Source organism: Pseudomonas sp. TWI628, assembly GCF_039673865.1.
Classification (GTDB): domain Bacteria; phylum Pseudomonadota; class Gammaproteobacteria; order Pseudomonadales; family Pseudomonadaceae; genus Aquipseudomonas.
Window position 1 is genome coordinate 93,683 of record NZ_JBDJMM010000003.1, and the last position, 23,312, is coordinate 116,994.

Here is a 23,312-nt window from a genome sequence, read left to right on the forward strand (position 1 = left end):
TCTGATGCTGCGCATAGGCACCTGGCCGCTCGGCCACTATTTGGCCTTCCAGTACTTCTGCATTTCGAGGAACAGGAACGAGGCGGTCCAGGTGATCAGCACCAGGCCCGTCAAGGCCTGCAGGCCGGTGAGGTATTTCAGATGGCCGGTTGGCGCGATGTCGCCGAAGCCTATCGTGGTATAGGTGGTGAAGGAAAAATACACGCAGTCCAGCAAACTCCCGTCAAAATTGCCGCTGAGCGTGCCCCAGCCTGGGGCATGCGCCATCAGGTAATAGGCCAGGGCGAAGCACCACACCTCCAGGGCGTGCGCCAGCAGTGCGCCGAATACACCCGCCACGATGCGAAAACGGCTCCAGACCTTGAGCTGTGGTAGCCAGTCATTCAGGCGCAGCAGGCATTCGTAGTGAATGATCACCACCAGGATCACCACCAGCATGTTGATCAGTGTCACAGAGAGCATGGCGGGTAACCTGGCCAGGATTGACGGTTCATTTGCTGACATCGACCAACACATAGGTGGCGGGCTCATTGGCCTGCGGTTGCAACGCCGGGAATTCTTCGGGGGTGATGGTCTCCTTGGCCAGCAACAGACGCGCGCCTGCGTCCAGGTCGTTGCGGCGCTGCTCCAGCAAAGCCCGCGCCCGGCCATAGGCTTCTTCGAGCAAGCCGCGGACAGCGAGGTCGATCTCGCGCGCGGTTTGCTCCGAGTAGTCCTTGCGCTCCTGGCGCAACACCGAATCGCCCAGATAGCCGGCTTGCTGGCGCTCCAGCACCGCCTGGCCCAGCGCCGGGCTCATGCCGAAGCGGGTGACCAGCTGGCGGGCGATGTCGGTGGCGCGCCCGAGGTCGTCGGCGGCACCCGTGGAGACCTGGCCGAATGCAAGGTGTTCGGCGGCGCGCCCGGCCATCAGCACGACCAGGCGGTCGCGCAGCATCTGGGTGCTGATCAGGTAGCGGTCATCGGTTGGCCGTTGCAGGGTGTAGCCCAGTGAACCCGCGGCGCGGGGAATGATCGACACCTTGTGTACCGGGTCCATCGCCGGCAGGCTGCTGGCGGCCAGGGCATGGCCCATTTCGTGGTAGGCCACCACCTGGCGCTCGTCGCTGCGCAACACGCTGCCTTTGCGCTCGACGCCTGCCACCAGGCGCTCGACCGCCGCGGTGAAATCCTGCAACTCGACCCACTGGCTGGAGCGCCGGGTGGCAACGATGGCCGCCTCGTTGACCAGGTTGGCCAGGTCGGCGCCGGTCAGGCCCGGGGTGATCTCGGCAATCCGCTCGCAGTCCAGGTCGTTCTTGTAGATGATCTTGTGCAGGTGGACTTTCAGGATCGCCAGGCGGCCCTTGCGGTCGGGCCGGTCGATGAGGATCTGCCGGTCGAAGCGCCCGGCACGCAGCAGCGCCGGGTCCAGCACTTCCGGGCGATTGGTCGCTGCCAGCAGCACCACGCCTTCACGCGGGTCGAAGCCGTCGAGCTCGGCGAGCAACTGATTGAGGGTTTGTTCTTTCTCGTCATTGCCGCCAAAGCTGCCGATGCCGCGCATCTTGCCCAGGGCATCCAGTTCGTCGATGAAAATGATGCAAGGTGCGGCTTGGCGGGCCTGGTTGAAGAGGTCGCGCACCCGCGCGGCACCCACGCCGACGAACATCTCCACGAATTCCGAGCCGGAGATCGAGAAGAACGGCACCGCCGCTTCCCCGGCGATGGCCTTGGCGACCAGGGTCTTGCCGGTGCCGGGTGGGCCTACCAGCAACGTGCCCTTGGGCACATGGGCGCCAAGGCGCGCATACCACGCCTTGTTTTTCAGGAAGGACACGATCTCGGTCAGCTCGCCCTTGACGTCGTCGATACCGGCCACGTCGGCGAAGGTCACTTGGGTGTCATGTTCGACATAGACCCGCGCGCGCGACTTGCCCACCCCCATCAACCCGCCCAGCCCTTGTTTCTGCCCCAGGCCATGAAACAGGAAGTACCACAGCACCAACATCATCAGCAGCGGCATCAACGCGCCCACCACGGTCGCTAGCGTGCTGTCCTCGACGACGCCAGAGAAGGCCACCCCAGAGCGCCCCAGCTGCTCGCTCAGTGCCGGGTCGACGCGCACGGTGGAGAACACCGAATGGCCATCGATCGGTTCCTGCAGCCTGCCGAGGATACGGTCGTGCTCGATATGCAGGTCGCTGACCTTCTGCTGATCGAGCAATTGCAGGAACTGGCTGTAAGGGATGGCTTGCACGGCTGGCTGGTTGAACAGGCCGAACTGCACGGCAGCCAGCACCGCCAGGCCGACTGCCAGGAAGTAGAGCTTCCAGGGCTGATCCTTGTTCATGGCCATCTCTCCTCGGCGCGGCGGCGCTAGGCGATCAACAGATAATCTTCGACCTTGCTGACGCCCGGCACCGACCAGGCCGCACGTTCGACCACTTCTCGCTCGCGTAACAAATGCACCTTGCCTTCCAGCTTGACCACGCCACCGTTGACCGTGACGCGGATGCCTTCGGCCTGGATTTCGGCGCTGCGCTTGAGTGCGTCCTCGATGTGGCGCTTGATATCGACCGCGTCGGCGCGGGCCTTGAGGGTGATGCGGTTGTGCACGCCCACCACGCCCGACAGGCGCCAGACCTGTTCGAGCACTTCCTTCTGGTATTGCCAATCGAGCTGACCTTCCAGGGTTACCGTCCCTTTTTGCACGGTGACCTTGATGCCCTCCACGTTGGCGTCCGAGCTCCAGGCGATGATGTTCAGGGCACGGCTGGCAATCGTGTCGTCAGCGGTCCCTTCGAGTTTGTTCAGGCGTACCTCGATTTCCTCGGCCAGGCCGCGCACGCCTTTCATGGCCTTGACCGTGCGCTCGGCACTGACTTTCTGGGCGTAGCTGTTGACGTGCCCGGAGAGGGTCACCACACCGTCCTGCACCGTCACGCCGATGCTGGCGGCATTGATATCAGGTTTGAATTCCAGCTCTTCGAGCACAAGGTCTCGCAGGTCAAGGTCGTTCATGATCGGCTCCGGTAGCGGACAGGGGAGGGGCTCAAGTGCCCTGAGTCCTTGTTTCTACCCTTGTGCCGGCCAACGCGATTGACAAATGTCAGGCTGCGGCGCACGCCGCCATCGATACTCAGCGTGTCCTGGGCATGCATGAGGGTACGGATATGCGACGTTATGTGCTTTGCGGGTGGGCAAGCCTGCTGCTGATTACTGTTTCAGGCTGCACAGCGTGGCGCGCCGAGGAATACGATGCGCGCCTGGAGTCGGCGGAGAACAATGCCGCCACCGCGAGGTTGCGCGCCGATCAGGTGTGTTACCGCATCGATCTGGTCGAGCAGACTGCCAACGAGGCACTACGGCGGGCAACCCAGGCTCAGGACGAGGTGCAGCAACTGCGCCAGCAGGCCAGACGCAAGTAGCCCGCCATGCCACGTCGAACATTGAGCGACGCTGCTGGCGTTCGCACGCTTGATAAAAATCAAGCGCCCAGGCCGGCGTGAACCGGATGCTGGCTATACCAGTCAATCGCGCTGCCCTGCGAGAACAACCTACTCCTGATGCAACCCCCGCTGCCTGAGTGATGAGGCCGGCCCACCGTTGGAGGCAATCATGAGTCACTATCAACGCCTGTTGCTGATCATGCGCCCGATGCTGCACCAGGCGGTCGCCCTTGAGCAGGCCGTTGCACTGGCCCGATCCGCATCGGCCAGCCTGCACATCGTCGCCTTGCTCGAATCACTGGACAAACTCTGGCTGCTGGAGTCCGGTAAGCACCAAACGGAGCGGGAGGCTTACCGGCTTGCTCAGCAGCGACAGCTGGAAACCCAGGCGAACGCGCTGCGCGCCTCTGGCGTGCAGGTGACGACCGAGGTGGCCTGGAGCAATGACCTGCAGGATGACATCCTGCAGCACGTCATGGAGATGCAACCGGACCTGCTGCTCAAGCAGGTCGAACATGAGCCCGCGCTCAAGCGCGCGTTCTTCACGCCGCTGGACTGGCAACTGTTGCGCCACTGCCCGGTCCCGGTCTACTTGCTCGGTGCCAGCCGGCCGGCGTTGCCGCGCCAGGTCGTGGCGGCGGTGGACGTGGCCGACACCTCGGCTGAGGGGCAGGCCCGAAATGACAGCATCGTCCAGCAGGCCAGTGCCTTGGCCTTGCAGACAGGGGCGCAACTGGACCTGCTGCACGCCTGCGATCTGTCGATGGCCTACATGGGCGACATGGGCTATGCCGCCTGGGCCATCGGTGACATTGCCGCGCCTTTGCGCCAAGCGCTGGAGGACGATTTCAAGAAACTGGCCGAGCGCTTCGGCGCGCCACCGGAACGCCGCCACTTCGTGCTGGGCCGCCCGGTCGCGGTGCTCAGCGAATACGTCGAGTCACAGCCGGTGGACGTGCTGGTCATGGGCCGGCCCATCGCACGGGGACTGGACCGTCTGTTCGGCAGCACCACCGAGCATGTGTTGTACCAGGTGCCTTGCAATATCCTGGTGGTGTAGGGCTGTGCGGCTGGCTACGCCATGGGCATGAGGCGCTCAGCGACCAGGGCGCTGCTGTCGACGATGTCCAGCTGGGCCCGGCAAGCGGCGGGCAGGCGAAAGGGCGTGATGCTGTCGGCGACCAGGATGCGGTCGAACATCGCGCTTTCGAACAGCGTTCCTGCGGCGGTGAACAGACCGTGGGTGGCAGCAGCCAGAATGCGGGATGCGCCAGCTCGATGGCAGGCGTGTGCGGCCCGCAACAGTGTCTGGCCGGTACTGATCATGTCGTCAAACAGCACGACCGTGCTGCCAGCCACATTCCCCACCAGGCACTCGCCGCTGAGCTGCGTGTGTTGCCGGTGCTTTTCCACCATGGCCATGGCCACCGGGCGCGCGAGCAAATGGGCCAGTGCCTGGCGAAACTGTTCGGCGCGCTTGATACCGCCCATGTCCGGCGACACCACCGTGATGACCTGCTCAGCAAGCAGCGGCGCCAGGCGCTCGGCAAACAGCTGCGCGCAGGTGAGGTTCCAGGCCGGGATCCGGTAGGCATTGTCGAACGCGCTGGGATTATGCACATCCAGCGCCACCACCCGGTCGATGCCGCAGCTTTCCATCAGGCGTGCCACGTGACGGGTAATGGTCGAATCCTGAAATTCCACCTTGCGGTCCTTGCGTCCGTAGCACAGATAGGGCGTCACGGCTGTCACCTGGCTGGCGCCGGCATCCTTGAGCGCACCACAGAAGAACAGTAGCCGGCACAGTTTGTCGTGAGCGCTGTGGTGCGTGTCACCATAAAGTGAGTGGAAAACGACGGCGTTTCGCCCCTCGACCGGGTCCATGGGCCAGCACTTGTGTTCGCCGTCCTCATAGTCTCGCTCTTCATGTGCCGACAGCGTGACGCCCAGGCGTCGGGCAACGGCATCGCCATAGCCCTCGCTCCCTTGCAAAGCAAACATCAATGGCGCTGTGGTGTTCATGCGCGGTACTCCCCGGGTCGTTATCGGCAACATAAGCGGCGTGGCACCGCTGGGTTTGACGATTATCAAGTACAGCGTGGCCCATGGGCGGACACTGTGCAGGTCAGCGCATGCCAATGGCTGCGATCTTCACAATCCGTACAGCGAGCACGCCGATGGACAAGTATCAGAAAAGCCACAAGGACAAATTGTTCAAAACCCGTCCCTTCGACCCCTACGCCATACCCCTTCGCCCGAGTGGCAACGCGCTTTGCCCGCAATGTGGCGCCGTCTATCACGAGGGTGAATGGCACCCGCACGGCGCCAACGGCCTCGGGCCGCTGGAGTCGACCGTATGCCCAGCCTGCCGACGCATCGAAGACCATGCCGCAGCGGGCCAGGTGCGCGTGTCGGGCCGTTTCCTCACGGCCCATGAGCAGGAGATTCGCCAGCTCATGCTCCATGCCGAACAGCAAGAGCGCCAGACCCACGTGCTCGAACGGCTGATCGCCATCGACTGCAAGGATGACGAACTGGTGGCAACCACCACTGGCACGCACCTGGCCAACCGTATCGGACATGACCTGGAAGCCGCTTATGACGGCACCTGCAGCTATCGCTACAGCGACAGTGAGCGATACCTGAGCGTCGATTGGCATCGCGATTGAGGTGGGCCGCCGGTCTGCCCAAGCACGGAGCCTGGCAACCCGGCGGTCAATCAACCGTGGATCGCCAGAAGGCTCGAATGCACTTTGTGCAGGGTCTGCTCGGTGGTACTGCCGATGACCTTGGTCAACCCTTCATGGTAAAGCGTGCCCATGACGACCACATCGAAGCCATGCTGGTTGGCGTATTCGCTGACGACACTGCGGGCAGCCCCGCGTATCAGGTGCAAATGGTCCGGCTTGATGCCGTAGTGGTCCGCGAAGCGGGTCAGGCGTTCCCGTGCCCTGCCTGTCACTTCTTCGACCACCTCATCGGTCCATGCCACCGGTGCGGCGGCGTAGGCCATGAAGCTAGGGCTCGGTTCATAGGCCTGGAGCACATGCAGTTGTGCCTTGCAGCGCTGCGCCAGCACCTGTGCAGCCTGCAGGACATGGTCGTTGCACCTGTGTACCGCAGCGTCGTGCTCGACCAGGTCCACGGCGGCCAGCACCCGCGCAGGCAGCGCCGACTCAGCCTGAGCCACCAGGTGCAACGGTATCGGGCAGCGGCGCAGCAACTGCCAGTCCAGTGGCGTGAGCAGGGCACGGCTGACGGCGGTCTCGTGGCGGATATCCTTGATCAGCATTTCCACATGGTGCAGCTGTGCCAGGCGGATCAGGTCCTTCAGTGGGTCATCTTCATCCAGTGTTTCGGGGTAGGCGGTAATGCCCTGTTCGCCAAGCGCTTGCGCCTGCTCGTGCAGCCATGCCTTGCGGTGCTCGGCGTCTTGCTTGCGGGCACTGCTGCGCAGCATTTGGTCAAGGGTGATCAGGCGTGACGGTAGTTGGCTCAGCACCACCAGGTGCAAGGTGGCGCCTGTGGCCTTGGCCAGCGCTTGGGCGCGCGCCATGGCTGGCGAGGGGTGCAGGTCCGGGTGGCAGATCAGTAGCAGTCGCGTCAAAGCGTTCATGATGGCCTCCGCAGCGATGGCCCTCGCCGGGAAGGCATACGGGCTCAGGCGTAGGGTGCCGCGATGGCGCCAGGGGGCCTTGATTTTTATCAAGAACGAACCAGCCCGGGCTCCGATAATGGCATGCATACGCATACCTGCAGCCGCGCCGGGAGGTGCCCGATGAACCCGTATCGCCGGATCCTGCTGATCATGACCGAGGCCCAGGCCAATGCCGCGCTGTCCCGGGCCATGGCCCTGGCGGCGGCGTCTGGTGCCGCCCTGCAGGTGCTGGGTGTCCATGAACCCGGCGAACTGCGTCTGCGCCACGAGTTGCAGGCAACCCCGCTGCCTTCCGTTTCCTTCGTGCACTTCAGCACAGAGCTCAAGGCGCTGCTCGACGAACAGCCGGCAAGGGGGGCACGCCCAGGTTTCGAGGCCGTGGAAACCGCCGATCCCCGCGACCTGGTGCCAGCCTGCATCGCCCGCTACGCGCCTGACCTGGTGATCAAGGCCTGCCCGGGCTGTTCCCTGATCGATCAGCTGGCCCGGACCTCGCTTGACCAGGTGCTGTTGCATGCGAGCGAGGTGCCGTTGATGTTCGTGCCAGCGAATGCCCCGGCCATGCCAGGTAACGTGCTGGTTGCGGTGGATGTCTCGCAACCCTCGCCGCTCAATGACGCGCTGGTCGTTGCCGGTCAGCAACTGGCGATGCAATGCCAGGGCCAGTTGCACCTGCTTTCGGCGTACGACCTGCCAATCGCCATGCTGGCCAACCCTGACCTCGCCGGCCCGTGGGCGGACGAAGTGCGTGAATCACTGCAGTTGCCGTTCGATGCGTTGGCCGATGCCCATGGCATCGTCCACAGTCATCGGTTTTTCAGCGAAGGGGCGCCGTTGCGCGTCATCAAGTCCCATATCGCTGCGCTGGGAGCCGACGTGGTGGTGGTCGGCGCCGTGCAGGCCAGGCGTTGGGCCAAGCTGATCGGCGATACCACCGAGCGGCTTGTCAGCCATGCACCGTGCAGCATCCTGACCATCAGGCCCGCACCCGGCAGTTGAATCAGGCGGTATCGGATCTTTATTACTTGCGTTGTTGACCTAGGATAACTTCTGCCGCCTTTCAGATCGTCGCGTTGCACGTGCAGTGATAGCGTTCGTACATACGCTTTTGATCCGGAGGCGTGGCCATGTATCAGAACCTGGCTGTTCTGGCCGCCTTGCTGGTGCTGTACGCCAGCCTGGCCGGCGCGCTTGAATCCAAACCGGTCAATGGGCCGCTGTTGTTCCTGCTGGCGGGCCTGGCGGCAGGTCCCTCCGGGCTTGGGCTGTTGAACCTTTCGCTGGACCGCAACGATCTTCGCTTGCTGGCCGAGCTTACCCTCGCAATCGTGCTGTTCAACGATGCCGCCAAGGCCGACCTGGCCCAATTGCGTCAATCCCGTAGCCTGCCGCTGCGCCTGCTGACCCTGGGGCTGCCGCTGACGTTGATTGCAGGCTGGCTTGCCGCTTGGCTGCTGTTCCCGCAGATGCCCTGGCTGGAGATGGCGCTGTTATCGACGATACTGGCGCCGACCGATGCCGCCCTTGGCAAGGCGGTTGTGAGCAACCCCGAGGTGCCGGCCAATGTGCGCGAGAGCCTGAATGTCGAAAGCGGGTTGAATGACGGCATCTGCGTGCCGGTACTGCTCTTGCTGTTGGCATTGTTGATGGAGGCTCACTCGACGATGCCTTTTGCCTTGGCGGGCTATTTCTTCCTGGAGGAGTTGGGTATCGGTGTTCTCACGGGGGCGGCGCTTGCGCTGTTGGTGGGCGGGCTGTTACGTCTGTCGCAACGCCATTGCCTGCAGATCGAGGCCTGGCAGCAATTGGTGATGCCCGCGCTGGCATTACTGAGCTTCGCCTGCGCCCAGGCACTGGGGGGTAGCGGCTTCATCGCCGCATTTTGCGCAGGGTTGCTGACAGGTTACCTGTTCAACCGGGAAACGCGGCCGTTGCTGGCCACCGCTGAGTCATGCGGTGAAGCGCTGTCGCTGCTGACCTGGGTGGTGTTCGGTGCCTACGTGGCGCCCAAGGCTTCGCAGATCATGGCGCCCTCCGTCTGGTTTTACGCACTCTCAAGCCTGTCGCTGGTGCGCATGCTGCCCGTCTGGATCAGCCTGGCGGGGAGTACACTCAGCGCCGAGAGCCGCTTGTTCATAGGCTGGTTCGGGCCGCGGGGTCTGGCTTCCATCGTTTTCGCGGTGTTGATACTGGATACGCCGTTGCAAGAGGGGGCTACGATCATCGCCTGCACCATCGCGTGCGTCATGCTCAGCGTGGTATTGCACGGCGTGAGTGCCTTGCCGGGGGCGCGGCGGCTGGGACAACGCGTTCGAGAATGAGGGTGTGACAGGCGAGCGACCGGCAAGCACAGCGCTAAGATAGAGTCGGTTCATTTCTGCAGTTCGATAGGGAGCACTGGGATGTTTGTTGATATGGCTGCCTTCACGCCGTGGTCGGCATTGGCAGGCGGAGGACTGATCGGCCTGGCCGCCGGGCTGTTCGTGGTGGCGAACGGGCGCATTGCCGGCATCAGTGGCCTGCTTGGCTCGCTGTTGCAGCGCGAGGGGGAAGGGCGAGGCGAGAAGCTGTCGTTCTTGCTGGGCATCATTGCGGCGCCACTGTTGTGGCGAGTGTTCTCGGCGATGCCGCCGGTGCATTTCAGTACGGGCCCCTGGTTGCTCATGGTCGCGGGGCTTCTGGTGGGCCTGGGTACCCGCTATGGCAGTGGCTGCACCAGTGGCCATGGGGTGTGCGGCCTGTCTCGCCTGTCCCCGCGCTCGGCGGTGGCGACGTTGTGCTTCATGGTGGCCGGCTTTGCCACCGTCTTCGTGGTTCGCCACCTTTTCCAAGGAGCCTGAAATGACCCGCATCAGCGCATTCATCGCGGGGTTGCTGTTCGGCATGGGGTTGTTGCTGTCGGGCATGGCGAACCCCACCAAGGTACTGGGGTTTCTCGACCTCGCCGGGCAGTGGGACCCGTCGCTGGCACTGGTCATGGTGGGCGCCATCGGAGCTGCTTTGCTGCCCATGGCCTGGGCGCGTCGGCACCCTGTGGCCTTGTTCGGCGGCGCAATGCAGTTGCCTGCCCGGCGTGATATCGACCGTCGCCTGGTCGGCGGCAGCCTGGTCTTTGGCATAGGCTGGGGGCTTGCCGGGGTGTGCCCGGGGCCGGCCCTGGTGCTGCTGGCCGGCGGCTTTTGGCAAGGCTGGCTGTTCGTCGCTGCGATGCTGGCTGGGATGGCGTTGTTCAATGGCTTGGAGGCGCTTGGCAAAAGCCGCCAGGCTTGAAACGGCCGGCGTTTGATGTTGATCGATGCGCCCGCGTCTGCAGGCGGCCTGCCTGTTTGCATCGGTCTTCAGATTCCCTTCAGATTCCCTTCAGATTCGCCACGGATACTCGCCCTGACCAACCCAGTCGGGGGGAGCTTCATGACTCAAACCCTATGGAGCAGCCTGCTCCCATTACCCATCGGCACCCATGCTGAGCACCACGCCCATTTATCCCTGCACCTGCAGGACGATCAGGGGCGTGGCGAGCTGGAGCACTTCATTCACCAGTGTTTCGCCAACGTACACCAGGCCGACGTCCACCACTACCTGCCGGAGCTACTGGCCCTGCGCGACCATCATGGGCGGCTGATGGCGGCGGCCGGGATGCGCCCAGCCAGTAGCGGGCCGCTGTTTCTCGAGGGCTATCTGGATGAGCCCCTGGAAAACGCGGTTTCCAGAGTGGCGGGCGTGACGTTGGGGCGCGAGTGCATGGTCGAGGTTGGCAACTTGGCCTCGCTCAGCGCCGGCAGCGCCCGGATCATGATCACCACCGTGACCTGGCTGCTTGCCACTCGGGGGTTGCAGTGGGTGGCGTTCACCGGCGCATCGACACTGATCAACAGTTTCCAGCGCCTGGGGCTGGTGCCGACGGTGGTGGCCCAGGCCGACCCCGCCCGCCTGGACGAGTCGGCGCAGCATTGGGGGCACTATTACGACCAGCATCCGCAGGTGTTCGTCGGCAATATCCACCATGGCTTCGAGCGCCTGGAGTCGGCAGGCGTGTTCCGGCGCCTCGGGCTGCCTGCGCTGAACAAGGAGGCCGGCCATGCCGCATGAGCTGGAGCGTTTCAAGCAGTTGCTGCTTGCCCTCGGCCGTGAGCGCGGCGATGCGCTGGCCGTGGAGGGCGTCAATGAGCGGTTCACCTACAAGCAATTGCTGGCCGAGGTCTGGCTGCGCGCCAAGGCCTTGAGCGCGCACCCCCCTGGCGTGTTGGCCCTGGCGCTGGATAACGGCCCTGAACTGCTGTTCTGGGACCTGGCGGCACTGGTTTCGGCGCGCGCCTGCGTGATCGTGCCAACGTTCTTCAGTACGGCGCAGGTGCACCACTGCATCGAACAGTGCGGCGCAAGCCTGGTGCTTTGCCAGCCTGCCTGGGAGGGTGTGTTCAGCCAGCTGGGCTTTGTGCAGCAGGAGGCATTCTGGACGCGCGATCTGGCAGCGCCGGTGGTGCTGCCTGAGGGCACCGCCAAGGTCACCTATACCTCTGGCAGCACGGGTACGCCCAAAGGCGTTTGCCTGGGCGCCGATGCCATGCTGCGCGTCGCGCATGAACTGCAGCTGGCCAGCCGGCCTACCGAGCCCCAGCGCTACCTGGCAGTGTTACCGCTGGGCGTCCTGCTGGAGAACCTGGGCGTTTACGCCGCACTCATGGCAGGCGCCAGCGTGTTGCTCTACCCGCAGGCGCAACTGGGTATGGGTGGCGCCAGCCAGGTCGATTTCAAGCGCTTGCTCGGGGCCATTGCCTTGAGCGGCGCGCAGAGCCTGATCCTGGTGCCGCAGCTGTTGATGGGCCTGGTCACGGCGATCGAGCGGGGGCTGACGCGGGTTGGCCCGCTGCGCTTCGTCGCGGTCGGCGGGGCACGGGTATCGCCCAGCCTGCTGGCGCGGGCCGAGGCCATCGGCTTGCCGGTTTTCGAGGGCTATGGGTTGTCGGAGTGTGCCTCAGTGGTGGCACTGAACCGCCCGGGGGCGATGCGCCGAGGCAGCGTCGGCCGGCCATTGCCCCATGTTCAGGTGCGCATCGCCGAGGATGGCGAGGTACTGGTTAACGGTTCCGTGCTGCTTGGCTACCTGGGGGAAGCCCCTGCCTCGTCGGACTGGTGGGCCACGGGAGACCTGGGTTACTTCGATGACGACGGTTATCTGTATCTGAATGGGCGCAAGAAACACCAGTTCATCACCAGCTTCGGGCGCAACGTCAACCCCGAATGGGTGGAAGCCGAGCTGACCCAGAGTGGCGTGATTGCCCAGGCGTTCGTGCACGGCGAAGGGCTTGCACGCAACCTGGCATTGCTTTGGCCGCTTGACCCCGAAGCCTGCGACGAGGCCATCGAGCAGGCCGTGCAGTGCAGCAATGCCACCTTGCCTGACTACGCCAGGGTGCATGCCTGGCGGCGCCTGCCAGGCCCGCTGACGCCCGGCGAAGGCACCCTGACCGCCAATGGCCGCCCGCGACGCGAGGCGATCCTGCAGCGTTATCACACCCTGTTGTCCGACATTCTGTTGTGAGGTCCGTCATGTCATTTTTCGACACCCTGCAGTTGCAAACCAGCCACGAACGCCAGGCCCTGTTCGCGGTGCCGGTGATTCGTGAAGCCTTGGCCGGCCAGGTCAGCCGGGACAGCTATATCGCCTTCCTGACCCAGGCCTACTACCATGTGCGCCACACCGTGCCGCTGATGATGGCCTGCGGCGCGCGTTTGCCCTCGCGCCTGGAATGGTTGCGCGGCGCCGTCTGCGAGTACATCGAGGAGGAATACGGCCACGAGCAGTGGATCCTCAACGATATCAAGGCCTGTGGCGGTGACTGGGAGGCGGTGCGTGACGGCCGGCCGGCATTGCCGATCGAGCTGATGGTCGCCTACCTGTACGACCTCATTGCCCGGGGCAACCCGGTGGGGCTGTTCGGCATGGTCAACGTCCTCGAGGGCACCAGCATCGCCCTGGCCACCCATGCCGCAGGCTCGATCCAGAGCAGCCTGGGGCTGCCGGACAGCGCGTTCAGCTACCTCAGCTCCCACGGTGCGCTGGACCAGGAGCACATGGTCACCTACAAGCGGCTGATGGACCGGCTGGACGAAGTCGATGACCATCAGGCGGTGATACACGCCGCCAAGGTGGTGTACCGGTTGTACACCGAGATGTTCGAAGGCTTGCCGCGTGCGGGCCAGGCCGAGGTGCAACATGCGCTTGCCTGAGTCGGTGGTGGTATTGACCGGCGCCAGTGGTGGCATCGGGCTGGAGCTGGCCGAGCAACTGTGCGCGGCCGGGGCCAGGGTGCTGGCGGTAAGCCGGCACCTGGGCAAGCTGGCGGGCCTGATGAACCGTTACCCGGACCGCCTGCGCTGGCAGACCGCCGACCTGCGTACCTCACAAGGCCGCGAGCAGGTCGTCAGCCGGGCCCGGGAGATGGGAGGGTTCAATGTGTTGATCAACGCCGCCGGGGTAAACCGGTTCGCCTTGCTCGACCAGCTGGATGAACACGCACTGGACGAGCTGCTGGACATCAACCTCAAGGCACCCCTGCAACTGACCCGCGCCTGCCTGCCGCTGCTGCGCGAGCAACCCAAGGCGCTGGTGGTCAATGTCGGGTCCACCTATGGCTCGATCGGCTACCCCGGTTACGCCACCTATTGCGCGAGCAAATTTGCCCTGCGGGGGTTCTCCGAAGCGCTGCGGCGCGAGTTGGCCGACACCACGGTGAATGTGCTGTATGCCGCGCCGCGGGCCACCCGCACAGCCATGAACAGCAGTGCCGCAACGGCGCTCAACCAAGCGCTGAAAGTCGGCATGGACGATCCTGCCGATGTCGCCCGTGCCGTGCTCCAGGCCGTGCAGTCCGAGCGCAGCGAACTGTATCTGGGTTGGCCAGAGAAGCTCTTCGTTCGCATCAACGGCATGTTGCCGGGGGTTGTCGACCGTGCGCTGCGCAAGCAACTGCCGGTTATTCGCCGCTACATCGGTGGCCATTCCAAGGAGTCGAACAAATGAAGCGTCTGTTCATCGCCAGCTTGCTGGCATTCGCCCCCTTCAGTTGGGCACTGGACACCGCCGGCACGCAACACCTGAGCGATCTGCAACAGCGCTGGGCGCAGATCCAGTACCAGTTACCCAAGGAAAAACGTGCCGATGCATTCGAAAAGCTGGCCGCTGATGCCACGGCGTTCGTGCATCAGTACCCCGGCACGCCTGAGCCCCTGATCTGGGAGGGCATCATCAACAGCAGCTGGGCAGGCGCCGTCGGCGGCCTGGGCGCGCTGGGCAAGGTCAAGGCGGCCAAAGCCAGCCTGGAGCAGGCCATGAAGCTGGACCCCAACGCCCTGCAAGGCTCGGCCTACACCAGTTTGGGCACGCTCTACGACCAGGTGCCAGGCTGGCCGATCGGTTTTGGTGACAGTGAAATGGCCGACAAGATGCTGCGCCAAGCCCTGCAGATCAACCCCAACGGGATCGACAGCAACTACTTCTGGGGCGATCATCTGTATCGGCAAAAGCGCTACCCTGAAGCCACAGCCGCCTTGCACAAAGCCTTGCAGGCGCCGCCCCGGCCAGGGCGTGAGCTTGCTGACCAAGGCCGGCGTGCCGATATCGATGCTTTACTCAAGGCCATCAAGGACAAACAGGACTGAACATGCGGCTGCTGCTGGTTGAGGACGATACCGCGCTGGGTGAGGGCATCTGCGACGGCTTGCGCCAGGCGGGCTACACGCTCGATTGGCTGCGTGATGGCGTGAGTGGCTTGCATGCGTTGCAGCATGAGGTGTTCGACCTGGTCATTCTGGACCTTGGCTTGCCGCGCCTGGATGGCATCGAACTGCTGCGCCGGGTGAGGGCAGGGGGCAACAGCCTGCCGGTGTTGATCCTCACCGCGCGCGATAGCCTCGATGATCGCATCACCGGGCTGGACGCAGGCGCCGATGATTACTTGGTGAAGCCTTTCGACCTCAACGAGCTGAAGGCCCGTTTGCGGGCCTTGCTGCGGCGCAGCGCCGGGCGTGCGACGGTGCTGATCGAACATGCCGGTGTCAGTCTCGACCCTGCCACCCAGCAAGTGCACTACAACGGTGTGGAAGTCATCCTGACCCCCAAGGAGTATCGACTGCTGCATGAGTTGCTGGCCCAACCCGGCAAGGTCTTCACCCGCGAACGCCTGACTCAGCTGCTGTACGGTTGGGATGAGGAGCCCGAGAGCAATACGCTGGAGGTGAACATCTACCACCTGCGCAAGAAACTCTTCAATGGCCTGATCCGCACGGTCCGCGGTATTGGCTATCTGGTCGAGGGCAAGGCATGAGTTCGCTGCGTCAACGCACACTCTGGCGGGTGATGTTCCTGTTGTTGGTCGGCACTGGCCTGCTGGTGCTCTACAACTACCACGACAGCCGCCATGAAATTAACGAAGTGTATGACGCGCACCTCGCTCAGAACGCGCGTTTGCTGCAGGGTGTCATGAGCATGCCAGTGCAGGATGACGCGCGTGACGCCATGTTCCGCGCGTTCAACGAAGCGTTGGGGCAAGCCGGTCGCAGTCGGGTCGGCCACCCTTACGAAAGCAAGCTGGCATTTCAAGTCTGGGGGGAGGGTGGTGTGCTGCTGGTGCATACGCCGAGTGCCCCCCGGCTTGATCCGTTGCCGAGCGCCCCGGGTTTCTACGACTTTGCCAGTGGCGACAAGCAATGGCGCGGTTTCGTCTTGCCGGTACCGGAAAAGAACTGGGTGATCTGGGTCGGCGAGCGTGACGATGTGCGTTACGACCTGATCGACCGGATCGTTCGCCACACCCTGTTCCCGTTCCTGCTTGGTAGCCTGGCCCTGGCGCTGTTGGTCTGGGCCGCCATTGGCTGGGGGCTGCGGCCGTTGCAGAACATGGCCAATGTCATCCGTGGGCGGCACGCCAATTCGCTGGAACCGCTGCAACTGGTACCTCTGCCATCGGAGCTTGAGCCCATGCAGGCGGCCATCAACCGCCTGTTGGCGCAGATCGAGGACTTGCTGCGGCGTGAGCATCGCTTCATTGCCGATGCCGCCCATGAGATGCGTACGCCGCTGGCGGTACTGCGCCTGCACGCGCAGAACGCGCTCGAGGCCAGCCACGAGGCGGAGCGCCACAAGGCCTTGGGTTTTGTCATTGGCGGGGTCGACCGCTTGACCCGGGTGGTCAATCAACTGCTGACCCTGGCCCGTGTCGAGCCTCGCCTGGGGCAACGCGCTACCGCTCCGGTCGACCTTGCCGAGGTGGTGACCGAGACCATGGCCGAGCTCACCCCCTGGATACTGGACCGTGGCCTGGAGCCTTCGCTGGATATTGGCGAAGGGGATCATCATCTGGCCATCGATGCCGGTGCGCTGACGATCGCCCTGCAGAACCTGGTTTCCAACGCGGTGGAGCACTCGCCACCCGGTGGGCGCATCACGGTGCTGCTCAGGCGTCTGGACAATCGCTTCGAACTGATCGTCGAAGATGAGGGGCCGGGTATCGAAGAGGCGCAGTTGTCGCGCGTTTTCGAGCGTTTCTACAGCCGTAACAGCCCCAATGGGGCCGGCCTTGGATTGTCCATCGTGACCACCATCATCGACCGGCTTGGCGGCCACGTGCATCTCGAAAACCGTGTCACTGGCGGATTGGCTGCCACCTTGTCGCTGCCCCTGGCCTGAGGCAACCGGCGCGCTCACTTCTGACTAGACTCACTTGCACCTGCCCTTTCAAATCTGGGCCACCGCACCTCACCCTGTTGCGAGCGGTGCTACGTGCGCCAGGAAGACTGTATGGAAAATCCGAAAGACAAGACAGCGTCTGACGCAGACCTGGCCCAGATGATCCTGGGTGTGGGGCCGTGCACCAAACTGTTGCTTCTTTTGATTGGCCTGATCCTCGTGTTCCCATACCTGGAGGAAGGGCTGATAGCGCGTACGCTGCTCGGTATCTTGTTCTCGAGTGTATTGCTCGTGGGCGCTTTCGCTACCCCGCAGACTCAGCGAGCATTCAGCCTCAAACTGGGCCTGGCAGTGCTGGGTATCAGCCTTCAATGGACGGCATTGTGCACGGTGAATCTGACCATCCTGAAGCTTGCCGGGATAACGTATGCGGTGTCTTTGATCATCACGATCGCCGGGGTTCTTCGCTATGTGCTCAAGCGGGGGCAAATTACCGCTGACAAACTGCACGGTGCGCTCGCGGGCTATATCATGATCGCGTTGGCCTGGTCCTTCATATACGCTGTGACCGAGCTTTCGAAGACCTCTTCATTCGGCCCTGGCCTGCTCGATTTCACGCAGCCCGGCACGCTTTTCAAACTGATCTATTTCAGCTTCACGACCCTGACCACCACTGGGTTCGGTGATGTTGTGCCATTGACCAATAACGCCCGTTCATTAGTCATGGTCGAAGAGTTCACAGGCGTTTTCTACGTTGGCGTCCTTATCGCCCGGCTTGCCGGTCTCTACCCGTCGCCTTCGGTTCAGTAGCGCTTAGCGACTGTCGACCGTTTACGGTAAATCTCACGTTGCAAGTGAGGTGAAGGTCACCGGGATGCCTGGGTTTGCAGCTCGTACGCACTCAGCAGGTCGTCAAACCGCGAAAATATTGCATCCTCACCCAGCAGTTGCTTGATGTTGTATTGCGAACTGCTTGCAACATCCGGCATGACGTTGACGAGCACCATGCGTACGCCCTGAGCCTTCAGCGTGGCAGCGAGGCTGCGGATCGTTTCGGCTGCCGAATAGTCGACATCATCGACCGCCGAACAGTCGATGCAGAACCAGCGCAATCCAGATACTGCCTGGGCGACCAGTTGGGTGACTTCTTCAGCCAACTGGCGGGTATTGGCGTAGTACATGCTGTGGGTGAAGCGGTAGATAAGCAGGCCAGGTCGTGCCTGGGCGCCACTGGACAAGACTTCGGGGTGCAGCTTGCCTGCATCGGTAGATGCCAGCAGCACGTTCTTCGGATGATAGCCTCTGCGCAGATGGTCAATGATCGACAGCACCATCGCCAGAATGATGCCCTGTTTCACCCCGACGAACACCACAGTCAAGAGGGTAATCAGGGCAACCCAGAACTCATTGCGGCGCTCCACATAGATATTCTTCAGGCCTTTGAAGTCGGTCAGCTCGATGCCGATCATGAACACGACGGCTGCCAGGACCGATTCCGGCATGTAAGCCAAGGGCGCCGTAAGGAACAGCAGCACCATCAGTACAATCAGCGCGGTCACCAATAGCGACAGTTGGCTGCGCCCGCCTGCGCTATCTACCATCTGCGTCTTGGTCGGGCTGCCATTGACCACGAAAGTCCCCGACAGCGCGGCCCCTACATTGGCCAGCGTCAAACCGACCAAATCGGTATCCTCACTGAAGGCCTCGTTATAGCGGCTGGCATAGGCGCGCGAGGTGGCAGCGCTTTGCGCAAGAATCACCACGAACATGGCAAAGGCCGTTGGCAGCAGCCGGCTCAGCAGATCCAGGCTCCATTGCACATTGGGTATCCCGATGTGCGGAAGCCCGCCAGGTACCGTGCCAAGGACTGGCATATAGGCGGCGAAATTCAGCAGCCAACTGAGCGTAATCGCACCAACGACGGCAATCAGCGCTCCAGGAATTTTATGGGACAGTTTCCGGCTCCCGAGAATCACGACCAGCACCAGCAGGGCCACGGCAATTGCCTGTCCGTTGAGCTGATTCAGCCGTTGCAACGTTGACCAGAGCTTACCCAGCACACCATGGCCCGCTTCCGGCAAGCCAAGCATTCCCTCCAACTGTCCGAGCGCGACTTGAATGCCTACGCCTGTCAAAAAGCCTACGAGCACGGTGCGCGACAGGAAGTCCGCCATGAATCCCAGGCGCACCAGTCGGGCCAGAATCAACAGGCCGGCAGCCATCAGTGCAAGCAATTGGGCAAGCGCCAGGTATTCATCCGTGCCAGTCGCTGCGAGTCCGACCAGTGCTGCCGAAAGAATTGCAGCGGTCGCCGAGTCGGCGCCAACTACCAGATGTCGTGACGAGCCAAACAGGGCAAACAACACCGTCGGGATGAGCATGGTATAGAGCCCGGTAACGACGGGTGTACCGGAAATCTTCGTGTAACCCATGACCTCTGGGATCGCCAATGCTGCCAGGGTGAGACCGGCGACAACTTCAGCGGGAATCTGCTTCAGGTCTAACGGCAGCAAGCCTTGCAGAATGGGCAGGTGGAATCTTTTGCGCGCAGTGGTTTCGGCCATTTCTCATTCCTCCTCGACCAGCACTTGCACGCGTCCGGAGTGCGCTGCCTTGACCAGTAGCGCATGGTCGCGGGCTGTCTGGTCTGCATACAGCAGGGCGAAGTCGCCCACGGACCGGTCAAAGGCATCGCCCTTGCCCAGGTAACCGCTGATGGTTGCGGCGTCGCCGGACTTGGCGTGTGCGCGCGCCAAGGTCAAACCGCAGATGTCGGCGTAGCGCTCCAGCTGGTGGGCAGTGACGCTCTCGACCGGCACGGACAGCTTCATGTCGCGTAGCTGGCGGACGAAATAGTCGCGTCCGCGGTGGCTGCGCGTCCAGCCGAGGAAGATGTCACTGGAGGACTGCATCAGGCGCTGGCCCATGACCACCCGTTGCCCCTGGTTGTGGTACTGGCTCCTGCCCGCGTACGGCGCCAGCACCGAGCGACAGGACTCCTTGAACTGCAGGATCAGTGGGGCATTGCCCTCGGAGAACATCAGCACGATGAAGCAGCGAGTGCCGACGCTACCGATGCCCACGACCTTCAGCGCAGCGTCCACCATGCGGTAGCGGTCGAACAGTACGCGGCGTTTGTCGGAAAGACTGCCACGGTAGTCGGCCAGGTTCTCCTGCACGCGGTCCATGAAGTCGGCCTCGGCGACATGGTGAATGATCGGCGGTTGGTCGACGATGCGTGGATTGCCGGCGACCTGCTCAGCGATTTTCGGGAAGGTGTTTTCCACCACCCGCTCGTGGGCGCGGTCGATCAACTGCTGGCGGAACTTGCGGACCTTGTCGTCTGGCGCCATCTCCAGCAGCGTCTGGGTGTCCAGGCGCGAATACCAGACCTCCAGCGGGCTCATTTTCGAATAGACGCGCAGATTCTCGCGGTAGGCGCAAACGCAGGCGATGGCTGAGTCGCGTGCAACGGTGTCGGAGATGCCATTGTCGCGCGCGGCCACCGCGAAGCTCACGGCCAGGCGCTTGATATCCCATTCCCAAGGCGCCGGCAGGGTTTCGTCGAAGTCGTTGAGGTCGAACACCAGGTTGCGTTCGGGGGTGGCGAAAAGGCCGAAGTTGAGCAGGTGGCAATCGCCGCAGGCCTGCACCTTGATGCCGATATTGGGCCCCTTGGCCAGGTCATGGGCCATGAGCGCGGCTGAGCCGCGCAGGAAGGTGAAGGGGCTGCGCAGCATGCGTCCGTAGCGGATTGGCACCAGTTCCTTGAGGCGGCCACGGTTGGACTTTTCCAGGATGGCCATGACATCGCGCTGGCGGCCGGGCGATTTCCAGATGGCATGTGTTTCGCGAGGGGTGTCGTTACGCAGCTGTTGTCCGTTGGCGATGCGCTCTTCGCGGGTGCGGAACTGCGAGGCAGGTTCGGCCTTCGCGAGTCGATTGATGGAGGCCTTTTTGTCGGAGCCCATGATGCTTTCATCCCCGAAGTGATGTGGACGTGGAGGCCGCGCACTCACTGCGTGCTACAGCATTCGCAGGGTGTTCGCTGCTCGCCAACTACCCATGGTTGGAATGGCTCACACTTAAATCATTGAAAAGGACCTGCCTTGCACTAACTTGATCGACATCAAAAAACCGTCGATCAGGCGCCCGTCGACGGGTCACGGTATCAAGGCGGTCAGTGCCGAAGTCATGTTCGGCCTTGAACGCTAACCTGTCGGTAGGCGGCGGGGCGCTCGCCTACCGTCTCCACACCTACGGATGGGCCGGATAGTCTATGTAGCCGTGTTCGCTGCCGCCGAAGAATGTACTGGGGTCGGGTGTGTTGAGTTGCAAAGCCTCCCGGATACGCCGTGGCAGATCCGGGTTTGCCAGGAACGGCCGACCAAACGCCACGACGTCCGCACGCCCGTCCCGAATGGCTTTCTCTGCGGACGCAGCGTCATAGCCGCCGGCGATGACCAACACGCCTTTCCAGGCGTCCCTCAACGTGAGGATGATCTCGTCCCAGCGAGGGTCGTAGTCGTCATCCCTGACCGTACCGACGACTGCAGGCTCCACCAGGTGGAGATAGGCCAGCCCGTACCGATTCAATGATTCCACGATGTAGCTGAAGGTCTCGATGGGCGTGTCGTCTCCCATGCCCATGAAACGCCCCATCGGGGTAAGACGCACACCGACGCGGTCTGCACCGATCTCCTGCGCCACAGCCTGGACGATCGCCAGGAGCAGGCGCGCCCGGTTCTGGTAGGTGCCGCCGTATGGGTCGTTGCGCTGGTTACTGTTGCTGTTGATGAACTGGTCGAGCAGATAACCGTTGCCCGCATGGATTTCCACACCGTCCATACCGGCCTCGATGGCGTTGAGCGCAGCGTTGCGGTAGTCATCGATGATCCCGGCGATTTCTTCGACCTCCAGGGCGCGCGGCACCGGCACATCACCCCAGACCCCATTGCCGGCTTCATCGACGATGAATGTCTTGCCAGGCGCTGCGATGGCACTGGGGGCCACAGGCAGCCCATTGCCTGGCTGAAAGCTGGGATGCGAAACGCGCCCGACGTGCCAGAGTTGCATGAAGATGCGGCCATGGTGTTCATGTACCGCATCGCTTACCCGCTTCCAGGCCTGGATCTGTTCAGGCGTATGGATACCCGGGGTCCATGCGTAACCTTGCCCTTGCTGGGAGATTTGCGTGGCCTCGGTAATGATCAGGGCTGCGCTTGCGCGCTGAGCATAATATTCAGCAGCCATGGATGTCGGCACATTTCCCGGTTGCCCGGCACGCGAGCGGGTCAGTGGGGCCATCGCGATGCGGTGGGGAAGTTGCACAGCGCCCACGCGAATGGGATTGAACAGATAGCCAGTCATTGCTCGGTTCCTTTTAAAGTTGACAGTGAATGCTGCCTGGAGATGAAGCGGCGTCGCGGTTGTTTGCTGAAACGAGGTTAATGGCCAGGGCCGAATCTGATAATCGGCAGAACCGGAGCAAGTGCATTGCGCAACTCGCAAAACATCGGGCCTGAACCTAAAGCGCGCGTCGCGCTTTACCTCGGTAGACCCGCAGCACATCGGCCATCACCGACAAGGCGATTTCGGCCGGGGTCCTGGAGCCGATATCCAGGCCAATGGGCATGTGCAGGCGCTCTATGTCAGCAGGCGACAAGCCGCCGATCCGCCGCAGTCGCTCTGCACGTTTTTCCGAGGTCCGCTTCGAGCCCATGGCACCGATGTAGAAAGCAGGGGTGTGCACAGCCTCCAGCAACGTGAGGTCGTCGATTTTCGGGTCATGGGTCAGCGCAACCACCGCAGTGGCCTCGTGGCAACCGCCGTTGGCGATATACAGCGAGGGCAATACGGGAATCAGCGTCACCCCCTCGATCGGCATCGCGGCCGCCTCTTCGCGCGGATCGCAAGCGATCACTTCGAAGCCCAGGGCCTTGGCGAACTGCCCGCAAGCCTGTGCCACGGGTGAAAGGCCGGCGAGCAGCAAGCGAAGGGCAGGGCCCAGGTTGATCTCAAGATGGCCTGCGCTGCGCACCACGGTGTCGGCACCGCCAGCGTAGGGCCTGGTGCTGCACAAGCCGCTCTCAAGGTCGATCACCCGTGTCATCCGATGTTGGCCACGCAGCGCATCCAGCAACTGGCCCAAGTGGGCGCGCCATTGCTCGGTGGGCCGTCTGTGCTCGACCAGCACATCCAGGCTGCCGCCACAGGGCAGTTGCAGGCGGCTGCGCTCTTCAGCGGTACGCCCGTAACTGACCACTTGCACGTTGGCAGCGTGCTCGCCACGGCCCAGTGCTTCGAGAAACGCCTCCTCGACGCAGCCGCCGGATAACGAGCCGCTGTGCGCGCCGTTCTGCACCGCCACCAGCATTGCACCGGGTGATCTGGGCGCCGATCCGAAAGTCGACAGGACCGTGCACAGCCATACCGTTTGCCCTTCGTCAGCCCAGGCCAGCGCCTGCTCAAGCACTGTCACATCAAGATGTTGCATCTAACGTTACCCTCTCAAGCGCTGGCCCCGGGTCGTCTG

General features: G+C 63.0%; 24 protein-coding genes. 15 read left to right on the plus strand and 9 right to left on the minus strand.

What is annotated here, in order from left to right; translation table 11 throughout:
* Window positions 1-36: 36 nt before the first annotated feature.
* From ABE528_RS03185 to ABE528_RS03195, 3 genes are read right to left on the minus strand one after another with little or no spacing between them, the layout of a single operon-like run.
* The gene (locus ABE528_RS03185; RefSeq protein WP_152958231.1) at window positions 37-462 is read right to left on the minus strand and encodes a potassium channel family protein; all 426 of its coding nucleotides are present in this window, start codon (window positions 460-462) and stop codon (window positions 37-39) included.
* Window positions 463-490: 28 nt separating this feature from the next.
* Window positions 491-2,332: an ATP-dependent zinc metalloprotease FtsH gene (gene ftsH, locus ABE528_RS03190; protein ID WP_152958232.1), complete on the minus strand. Its 1,842-nt coding sequence runs from the start codon at window positions 2,330-2,332 to the stop codon at window positions 491-493.
* Window positions 2,333-2,358: 26 nt separating this feature from the next.
* Complete coding sequence (locus ABE528_RS03195; RefSeq protein WP_346652162.1) at window positions 2,359-3,003, minus strand: BON domain-containing protein; 645 nt, start codon at window positions 3,001-3,003, stop codon at window positions 2,359-2,361.
* A 152-nt stretch (window positions 3,004-3,155) separates the two neighbouring features.
* Between ABE528_RS03195 and ABE528_RS03200 the strand changes: the two genes are divergently transcribed.
* Window positions 3,156-3,410: an outer membrane lipoprotein OprI gene (locus tag ABE528_RS03200; protein ID WP_110634624.1), complete on the plus strand. Its 255-nt coding sequence runs from the start codon at window positions 3,156-3,158 to the stop codon at window positions 3,408-3,410.
* Between the two features lie 190 nt (window positions 3,411-3,600).
* Entirely contained in the window at window positions 3,601-4,491 is an 891-nt protein-coding gene (locus ABE528_RS03205; RefSeq protein ID WP_346652163.1) for a universal stress protein, read from the plus strand.
* A 14-nt stretch (window positions 4,492-4,505) separates the two neighbouring features.
* Here the strand turns inward: ABE528_RS03205 and prs are convergent, their stop codons facing one another.
* Window positions 4,506-5,453, minus strand: a complete 948-nt coding sequence (gene prs, locus ABE528_RS03210; protein WP_346652164.1) for a ribose-phosphate diphosphokinase — start codon at window positions 5,451-5,453, stop codon at window positions 4,506-4,508.
* A 155-nt stretch (window positions 5,454-5,608) separates the two neighbouring features.
* Between prs and ABE528_RS03215 the strand changes: the two genes are divergently transcribed.
* Window positions 5,609-6,100, plus strand: coding sequence for a BCAM0308 family protein (locus ABE528_RS03215; RefSeq protein WP_346652165.1), 492 nt, complete (start codon window positions 5,609-5,611; stop codon window positions 6,098-6,100).
* A 50-nt stretch (window positions 6,101-6,150) separates the two neighbouring features.
* Here the strand turns inward: ABE528_RS03215 and ABE528_RS03220 are convergent, their stop codons facing one another.
* Window positions 6,151-7,047 carry a universal stress protein gene (locus ABE528_RS03220; protein ID WP_346652166.1) on the minus strand — a complete coding sequence of 299 codons (897 nt, stop codon included), beginning with the start codon at window positions 7,045-7,047 and terminating at the stop codon, window positions 6,151-6,153.
* A gap of 162 nt (window positions 7,048-7,209) precedes the next feature.
* Here ABE528_RS03220 and ABE528_RS03225 point away from each other — a divergent pair, with 162 nt between their 5' ends.
* From ABE528_RS03225 to ABE528_RS03280, 12 genes are all read left to right on the plus strand, one after another.
* Window positions 7,210-8,088, plus strand: a complete 879-nt coding sequence (locus ABE528_RS03225) for a universal stress protein (RefSeq protein ID WP_346652167.1) — start codon at window positions 7,210-7,212, stop codon at window positions 8,086-8,088.
* A gap of 128 nt (window positions 8,089-8,216) precedes the next feature.
* Window positions 8,217-9,410 (plus strand): cation:proton antiporter, encoded by a 1,194-nt coding sequence (locus tag ABE528_RS03230; RefSeq protein ID WP_152958242.1) that lies wholly within the window; start codon window positions 8,217-8,219, stop codon window positions 9,408-9,410.
* A gap of 81 nt (window positions 9,411-9,491) precedes the next feature.
* On the plus strand, window positions 9,492-9,929 hold the full coding sequence (locus ABE528_RS03235) for a YeeE/YedE family protein (RefSeq protein WP_152958243.1): 438 nt from the start codon (window positions 9,492-9,494) through the stop codon (window positions 9,927-9,929).
* Window position 9,930: 1 nt separating this feature from the next.
* The gene (locus ABE528_RS03240) at window positions 9,931-10,359 is read left to right on the plus strand and encodes a DUF6691 family protein (RefSeq protein ID WP_152958244.1); all 429 of its coding nucleotides are present in this window, start codon (window positions 9,931-9,933) and stop codon (window positions 10,357-10,359) included.
* A 141-nt stretch (window positions 10,360-10,500) separates the two neighbouring features.
* The gene (locus ABE528_RS03245; RefSeq protein WP_346652168.1) at window positions 10,501-11,178 is read left to right on the plus strand and encodes a thermostable hemolysin; all 678 of its coding nucleotides are present in this window, start codon (window positions 10,501-10,503) and stop codon (window positions 11,176-11,178) included.
* The gene (locus ABE528_RS03250) at window positions 11,168-12,631 is read left to right on the plus strand and encodes an AMP-binding protein (RefSeq protein ID WP_346652169.1); all 1,464 of its coding nucleotides are present in this window, start codon (window positions 11,168-11,170) and stop codon (window positions 12,629-12,631) included. Before ABE528_RS03245 ends, ABE528_RS03250 begins: the two co-directional genes overlap by 11 nt.
* Window positions 12,632-12,639: 8 nt before the next feature.
* Window positions 12,640-13,320, plus strand: coding sequence for an iron-containing redox enzyme family protein (locus ABE528_RS03255; protein ID WP_152958247.1), 681 nt, complete (start codon window positions 12,640-12,642; stop codon window positions 13,318-13,320).
* Window positions 13,307-14,113 (plus strand): SDR family oxidoreductase, encoded by an 807-nt coding sequence (locus tag ABE528_RS03260; RefSeq protein ID WP_152958248.1) that lies wholly within the window; start codon window positions 13,307-13,309, stop codon window positions 14,111-14,113. The genes ABE528_RS03255 and ABE528_RS03260 overlap by 14 nt, the downstream gene beginning before the upstream one ends.
* Window positions 14,110-14,751: a hypothetical protein gene (locus ABE528_RS03265; RefSeq protein WP_346652170.1), complete on the plus strand. Its 642-nt coding sequence runs from the start codon at window positions 14,110-14,112 to the stop codon at window positions 14,749-14,751. Before ABE528_RS03260 ends, ABE528_RS03265 begins: the two co-directional genes overlap by 4 nt.
* A gap of 2 nt (window positions 14,752-14,753) precedes the next feature.
* Window positions 14,754-15,416: a response regulator gene (locus ABE528_RS03270; RefSeq protein ID WP_152958250.1), complete on the plus strand. Its 663-nt coding sequence runs from the start codon at window positions 14,754-14,756 to the stop codon at window positions 15,414-15,416.
* Window positions 15,413-16,777, plus strand: coding sequence for an ATP-binding protein (locus tag ABE528_RS03275; RefSeq protein WP_346652171.1), 1,365 nt, complete (start codon window positions 15,413-15,415; stop codon window positions 16,775-16,777). The genes ABE528_RS03270 and ABE528_RS03275 overlap by 4 nt, the downstream gene beginning before the upstream one ends.
* Before the next feature lie 111 nt (window positions 16,778-16,888).
* On the plus strand, window positions 16,889-17,587 hold the full coding sequence (locus ABE528_RS03280; RefSeq protein ID WP_346652172.1) for an ion channel: 699 nt from the start codon (window positions 16,889-16,891) through the stop codon (window positions 17,585-17,587).
* Window positions 17,588-17,643: 56 nt separating this feature from the next.
* Here ABE528_RS03280 and ABE528_RS03285 read toward each other — a convergent pair whose 3' ends face one another.
* The 4 genes from ABE528_RS03285 to ABE528_RS03300 all read right to left on the minus strand — a co-directional run bounded on the left by ABE528_RS03285 (window position 17,644) and on the right by ABE528_RS03300 (window position 23,273).
* Window positions 17,644-19,341 carry a SulP family inorganic anion transporter gene (locus ABE528_RS03285; RefSeq protein WP_346652173.1) on the minus strand — a complete coding sequence of 566 codons (1,698 nt, stop codon included), beginning with the start codon at window positions 19,339-19,341 and terminating at the stop codon, window positions 17,644-17,646.
* Window positions 19,342-19,344: 3 nt separating this feature from the next.
* Window positions 19,345-20,748: a DUF2252 domain-containing protein gene (locus ABE528_RS03290; RefSeq protein WP_346652174.1), complete on the minus strand. Its 1,404-nt coding sequence runs from the start codon at window positions 20,746-20,748 to the stop codon at window positions 19,345-19,347.
* Window positions 20,749-21,034: 286 nt separating this feature from the next.
* A complete protein-coding gene (locus ABE528_RS03295) occupies window positions 21,035-22,147 on the minus strand; it encodes an alkene reductase (RefSeq protein WP_346652175.1) in 1,113 nt (370 codons plus the stop codon).
* A gap of 157 nt (window positions 22,148-22,304) precedes the next feature.
* Entirely contained in the window at window positions 22,305-23,273 is a 969-nt protein-coding gene (locus ABE528_RS03300) for an XdhC family protein (RefSeq protein ID WP_346652176.1), read from the minus strand.
* Between the last annotated feature and the right edge of the window lie 39 nt (window positions 23,274-23,312).

Excerpts from the sequence above, each read along its gene's own strand:
- ABE528_RS03185 (WP_152958231.1), bottom strand. The coding sequence starts at position 462 with ATGCTCTCTGTGACACTGATCAACATGCTGGTGGTGATCCTGGTGGTG.
- ftsH (WP_152958232.1), bottom strand. The coding sequence starts at position 2,332 with ATGAACAAGGATCAGCCCTGGAAGCTCTACTTCCTGGCAGTCGGCCTG.
- ABE528_RS03195 (WP_346652162.1), bottom strand. The coding sequence starts at position 3,003 with ATGAACGACCTTGACCTGCGAGACCTTGTGCTCGAAGAGCTGGAATTC.
- ABE528_RS03200 (WP_110634624.1), top strand. The coding sequence starts at position 3,156 with ATGCGACGTTATGTGCTTTGCGGGTGGGCAAGCCTGCTGCTGATTACT.
- ABE528_RS03205 (WP_346652163.1), top strand. The coding sequence starts at position 3,601 with ATGAGTCACTATCAACGCCTGTTGCTGATCATGCGCCCGATGCTGCAC.
- prs (WP_346652164.1), bottom strand. The coding sequence starts at position 5,453 with ATGAACACCACAGCGCCATTGATGTTTGCTTTGCAAGGGAGCGAGGGC.
- ABE528_RS03215 (WP_346652165.1), top strand. The coding sequence starts at position 5,609 with ATGGACAAGTATCAGAAAAGCCACAAGGACAAATTGTTCAAAACCCGT.
- ABE528_RS03220 (WP_346652166.1), bottom strand. The coding sequence starts at position 7,047 with ATGAACGCTTTGACGCGACTGCTACTGATCTGCCACCCGGACCTGCAC.
- ABE528_RS03225 (WP_346652167.1), top strand. The coding sequence starts at position 7,210 with ATGAACCCGTATCGCCGGATCCTGCTGATCATGACCGAGGCCCAGGCC.
- ABE528_RS03230 (WP_152958242.1), top strand. The coding sequence starts at position 8,217 with ATGTATCAGAACCTGGCTGTTCTGGCCGCCTTGCTGGTGCTGTACGCC.
- ABE528_RS03235 (WP_152958243.1), top strand. The coding sequence starts at position 9,492 with ATGTTTGTTGATATGGCTGCCTTCACGCCGTGGTCGGCATTGGCAGGC.
- ABE528_RS03240 (WP_152958244.1), top strand. The coding sequence starts at position 9,931 with ATGACCCGCATCAGCGCATTCATCGCGGGGTTGCTGTTCGGCATGGGG.
- ABE528_RS03245 (WP_346652168.1), top strand. The coding sequence starts at position 10,501 with ATGACTCAAACCCTATGGAGCAGCCTGCTCCCATTACCCATCGGCACC.
- ABE528_RS03250 (WP_346652169.1), top strand. The coding sequence starts at position 11,168 with ATGCCGCATGAGCTGGAGCGTTTCAAGCAGTTGCTGCTTGCCCTCGGC.
- ABE528_RS03255 (WP_152958247.1), top strand. The coding sequence starts at position 12,640 with ATGTCATTTTTCGACACCCTGCAGTTGCAAACCAGCCACGAACGCCAG.
- ABE528_RS03260 (WP_152958248.1), top strand. The coding sequence starts at position 13,307 with ATGCGCTTGCCTGAGTCGGTGGTGGTATTGACCGGCGCCAGTGGTGGC.
- ABE528_RS03265 (WP_346652170.1), top strand. The coding sequence starts at position 14,110 with ATGAAGCGTCTGTTCATCGCCAGCTTGCTGGCATTCGCCCCCTTCAGT.
- ABE528_RS03270 (WP_152958250.1), top strand. The coding sequence starts at position 14,754 with ATGCGGCTGCTGCTGGTTGAGGACGATACCGCGCTGGGTGAGGGCATC.
- ABE528_RS03275 (WP_346652171.1), top strand. The coding sequence starts at position 15,413 with ATGAGTTCGCTGCGTCAACGCACACTCTGGCGGGTGATGTTCCTGTTG.
- ABE528_RS03280 (WP_346652172.1), top strand. The coding sequence starts at position 16,889 with ATGGAAAATCCGAAAGACAAGACAGCGTCTGACGCAGACCTGGCCCAG.
- ABE528_RS03285 (WP_346652173.1), bottom strand. The coding sequence starts at position 19,341 with ATGGCCGAAACCACTGCGCGCAAAAGATTCCACCTGCCCATTCTGCAA.
- ABE528_RS03290 (WP_346652174.1), bottom strand. The coding sequence starts at position 20,748 with ATGGGCTCCGACAAAAAGGCCTCCATCAATCGACTCGCGAAGGCCGAA.
- ABE528_RS03295 (WP_346652175.1), bottom strand. The coding sequence starts at position 22,147 with ATGACTGGCTATCTGTTCAATCCCATTCGCGTGGGCGCTGTGCAACTT.
- ABE528_RS03300 (WP_346652176.1), bottom strand. The coding sequence starts at position 23,273 with ATGCAACATCTTGATGTGACAGTGCTTGAGCAGGCGCTGGCCTGGGCT.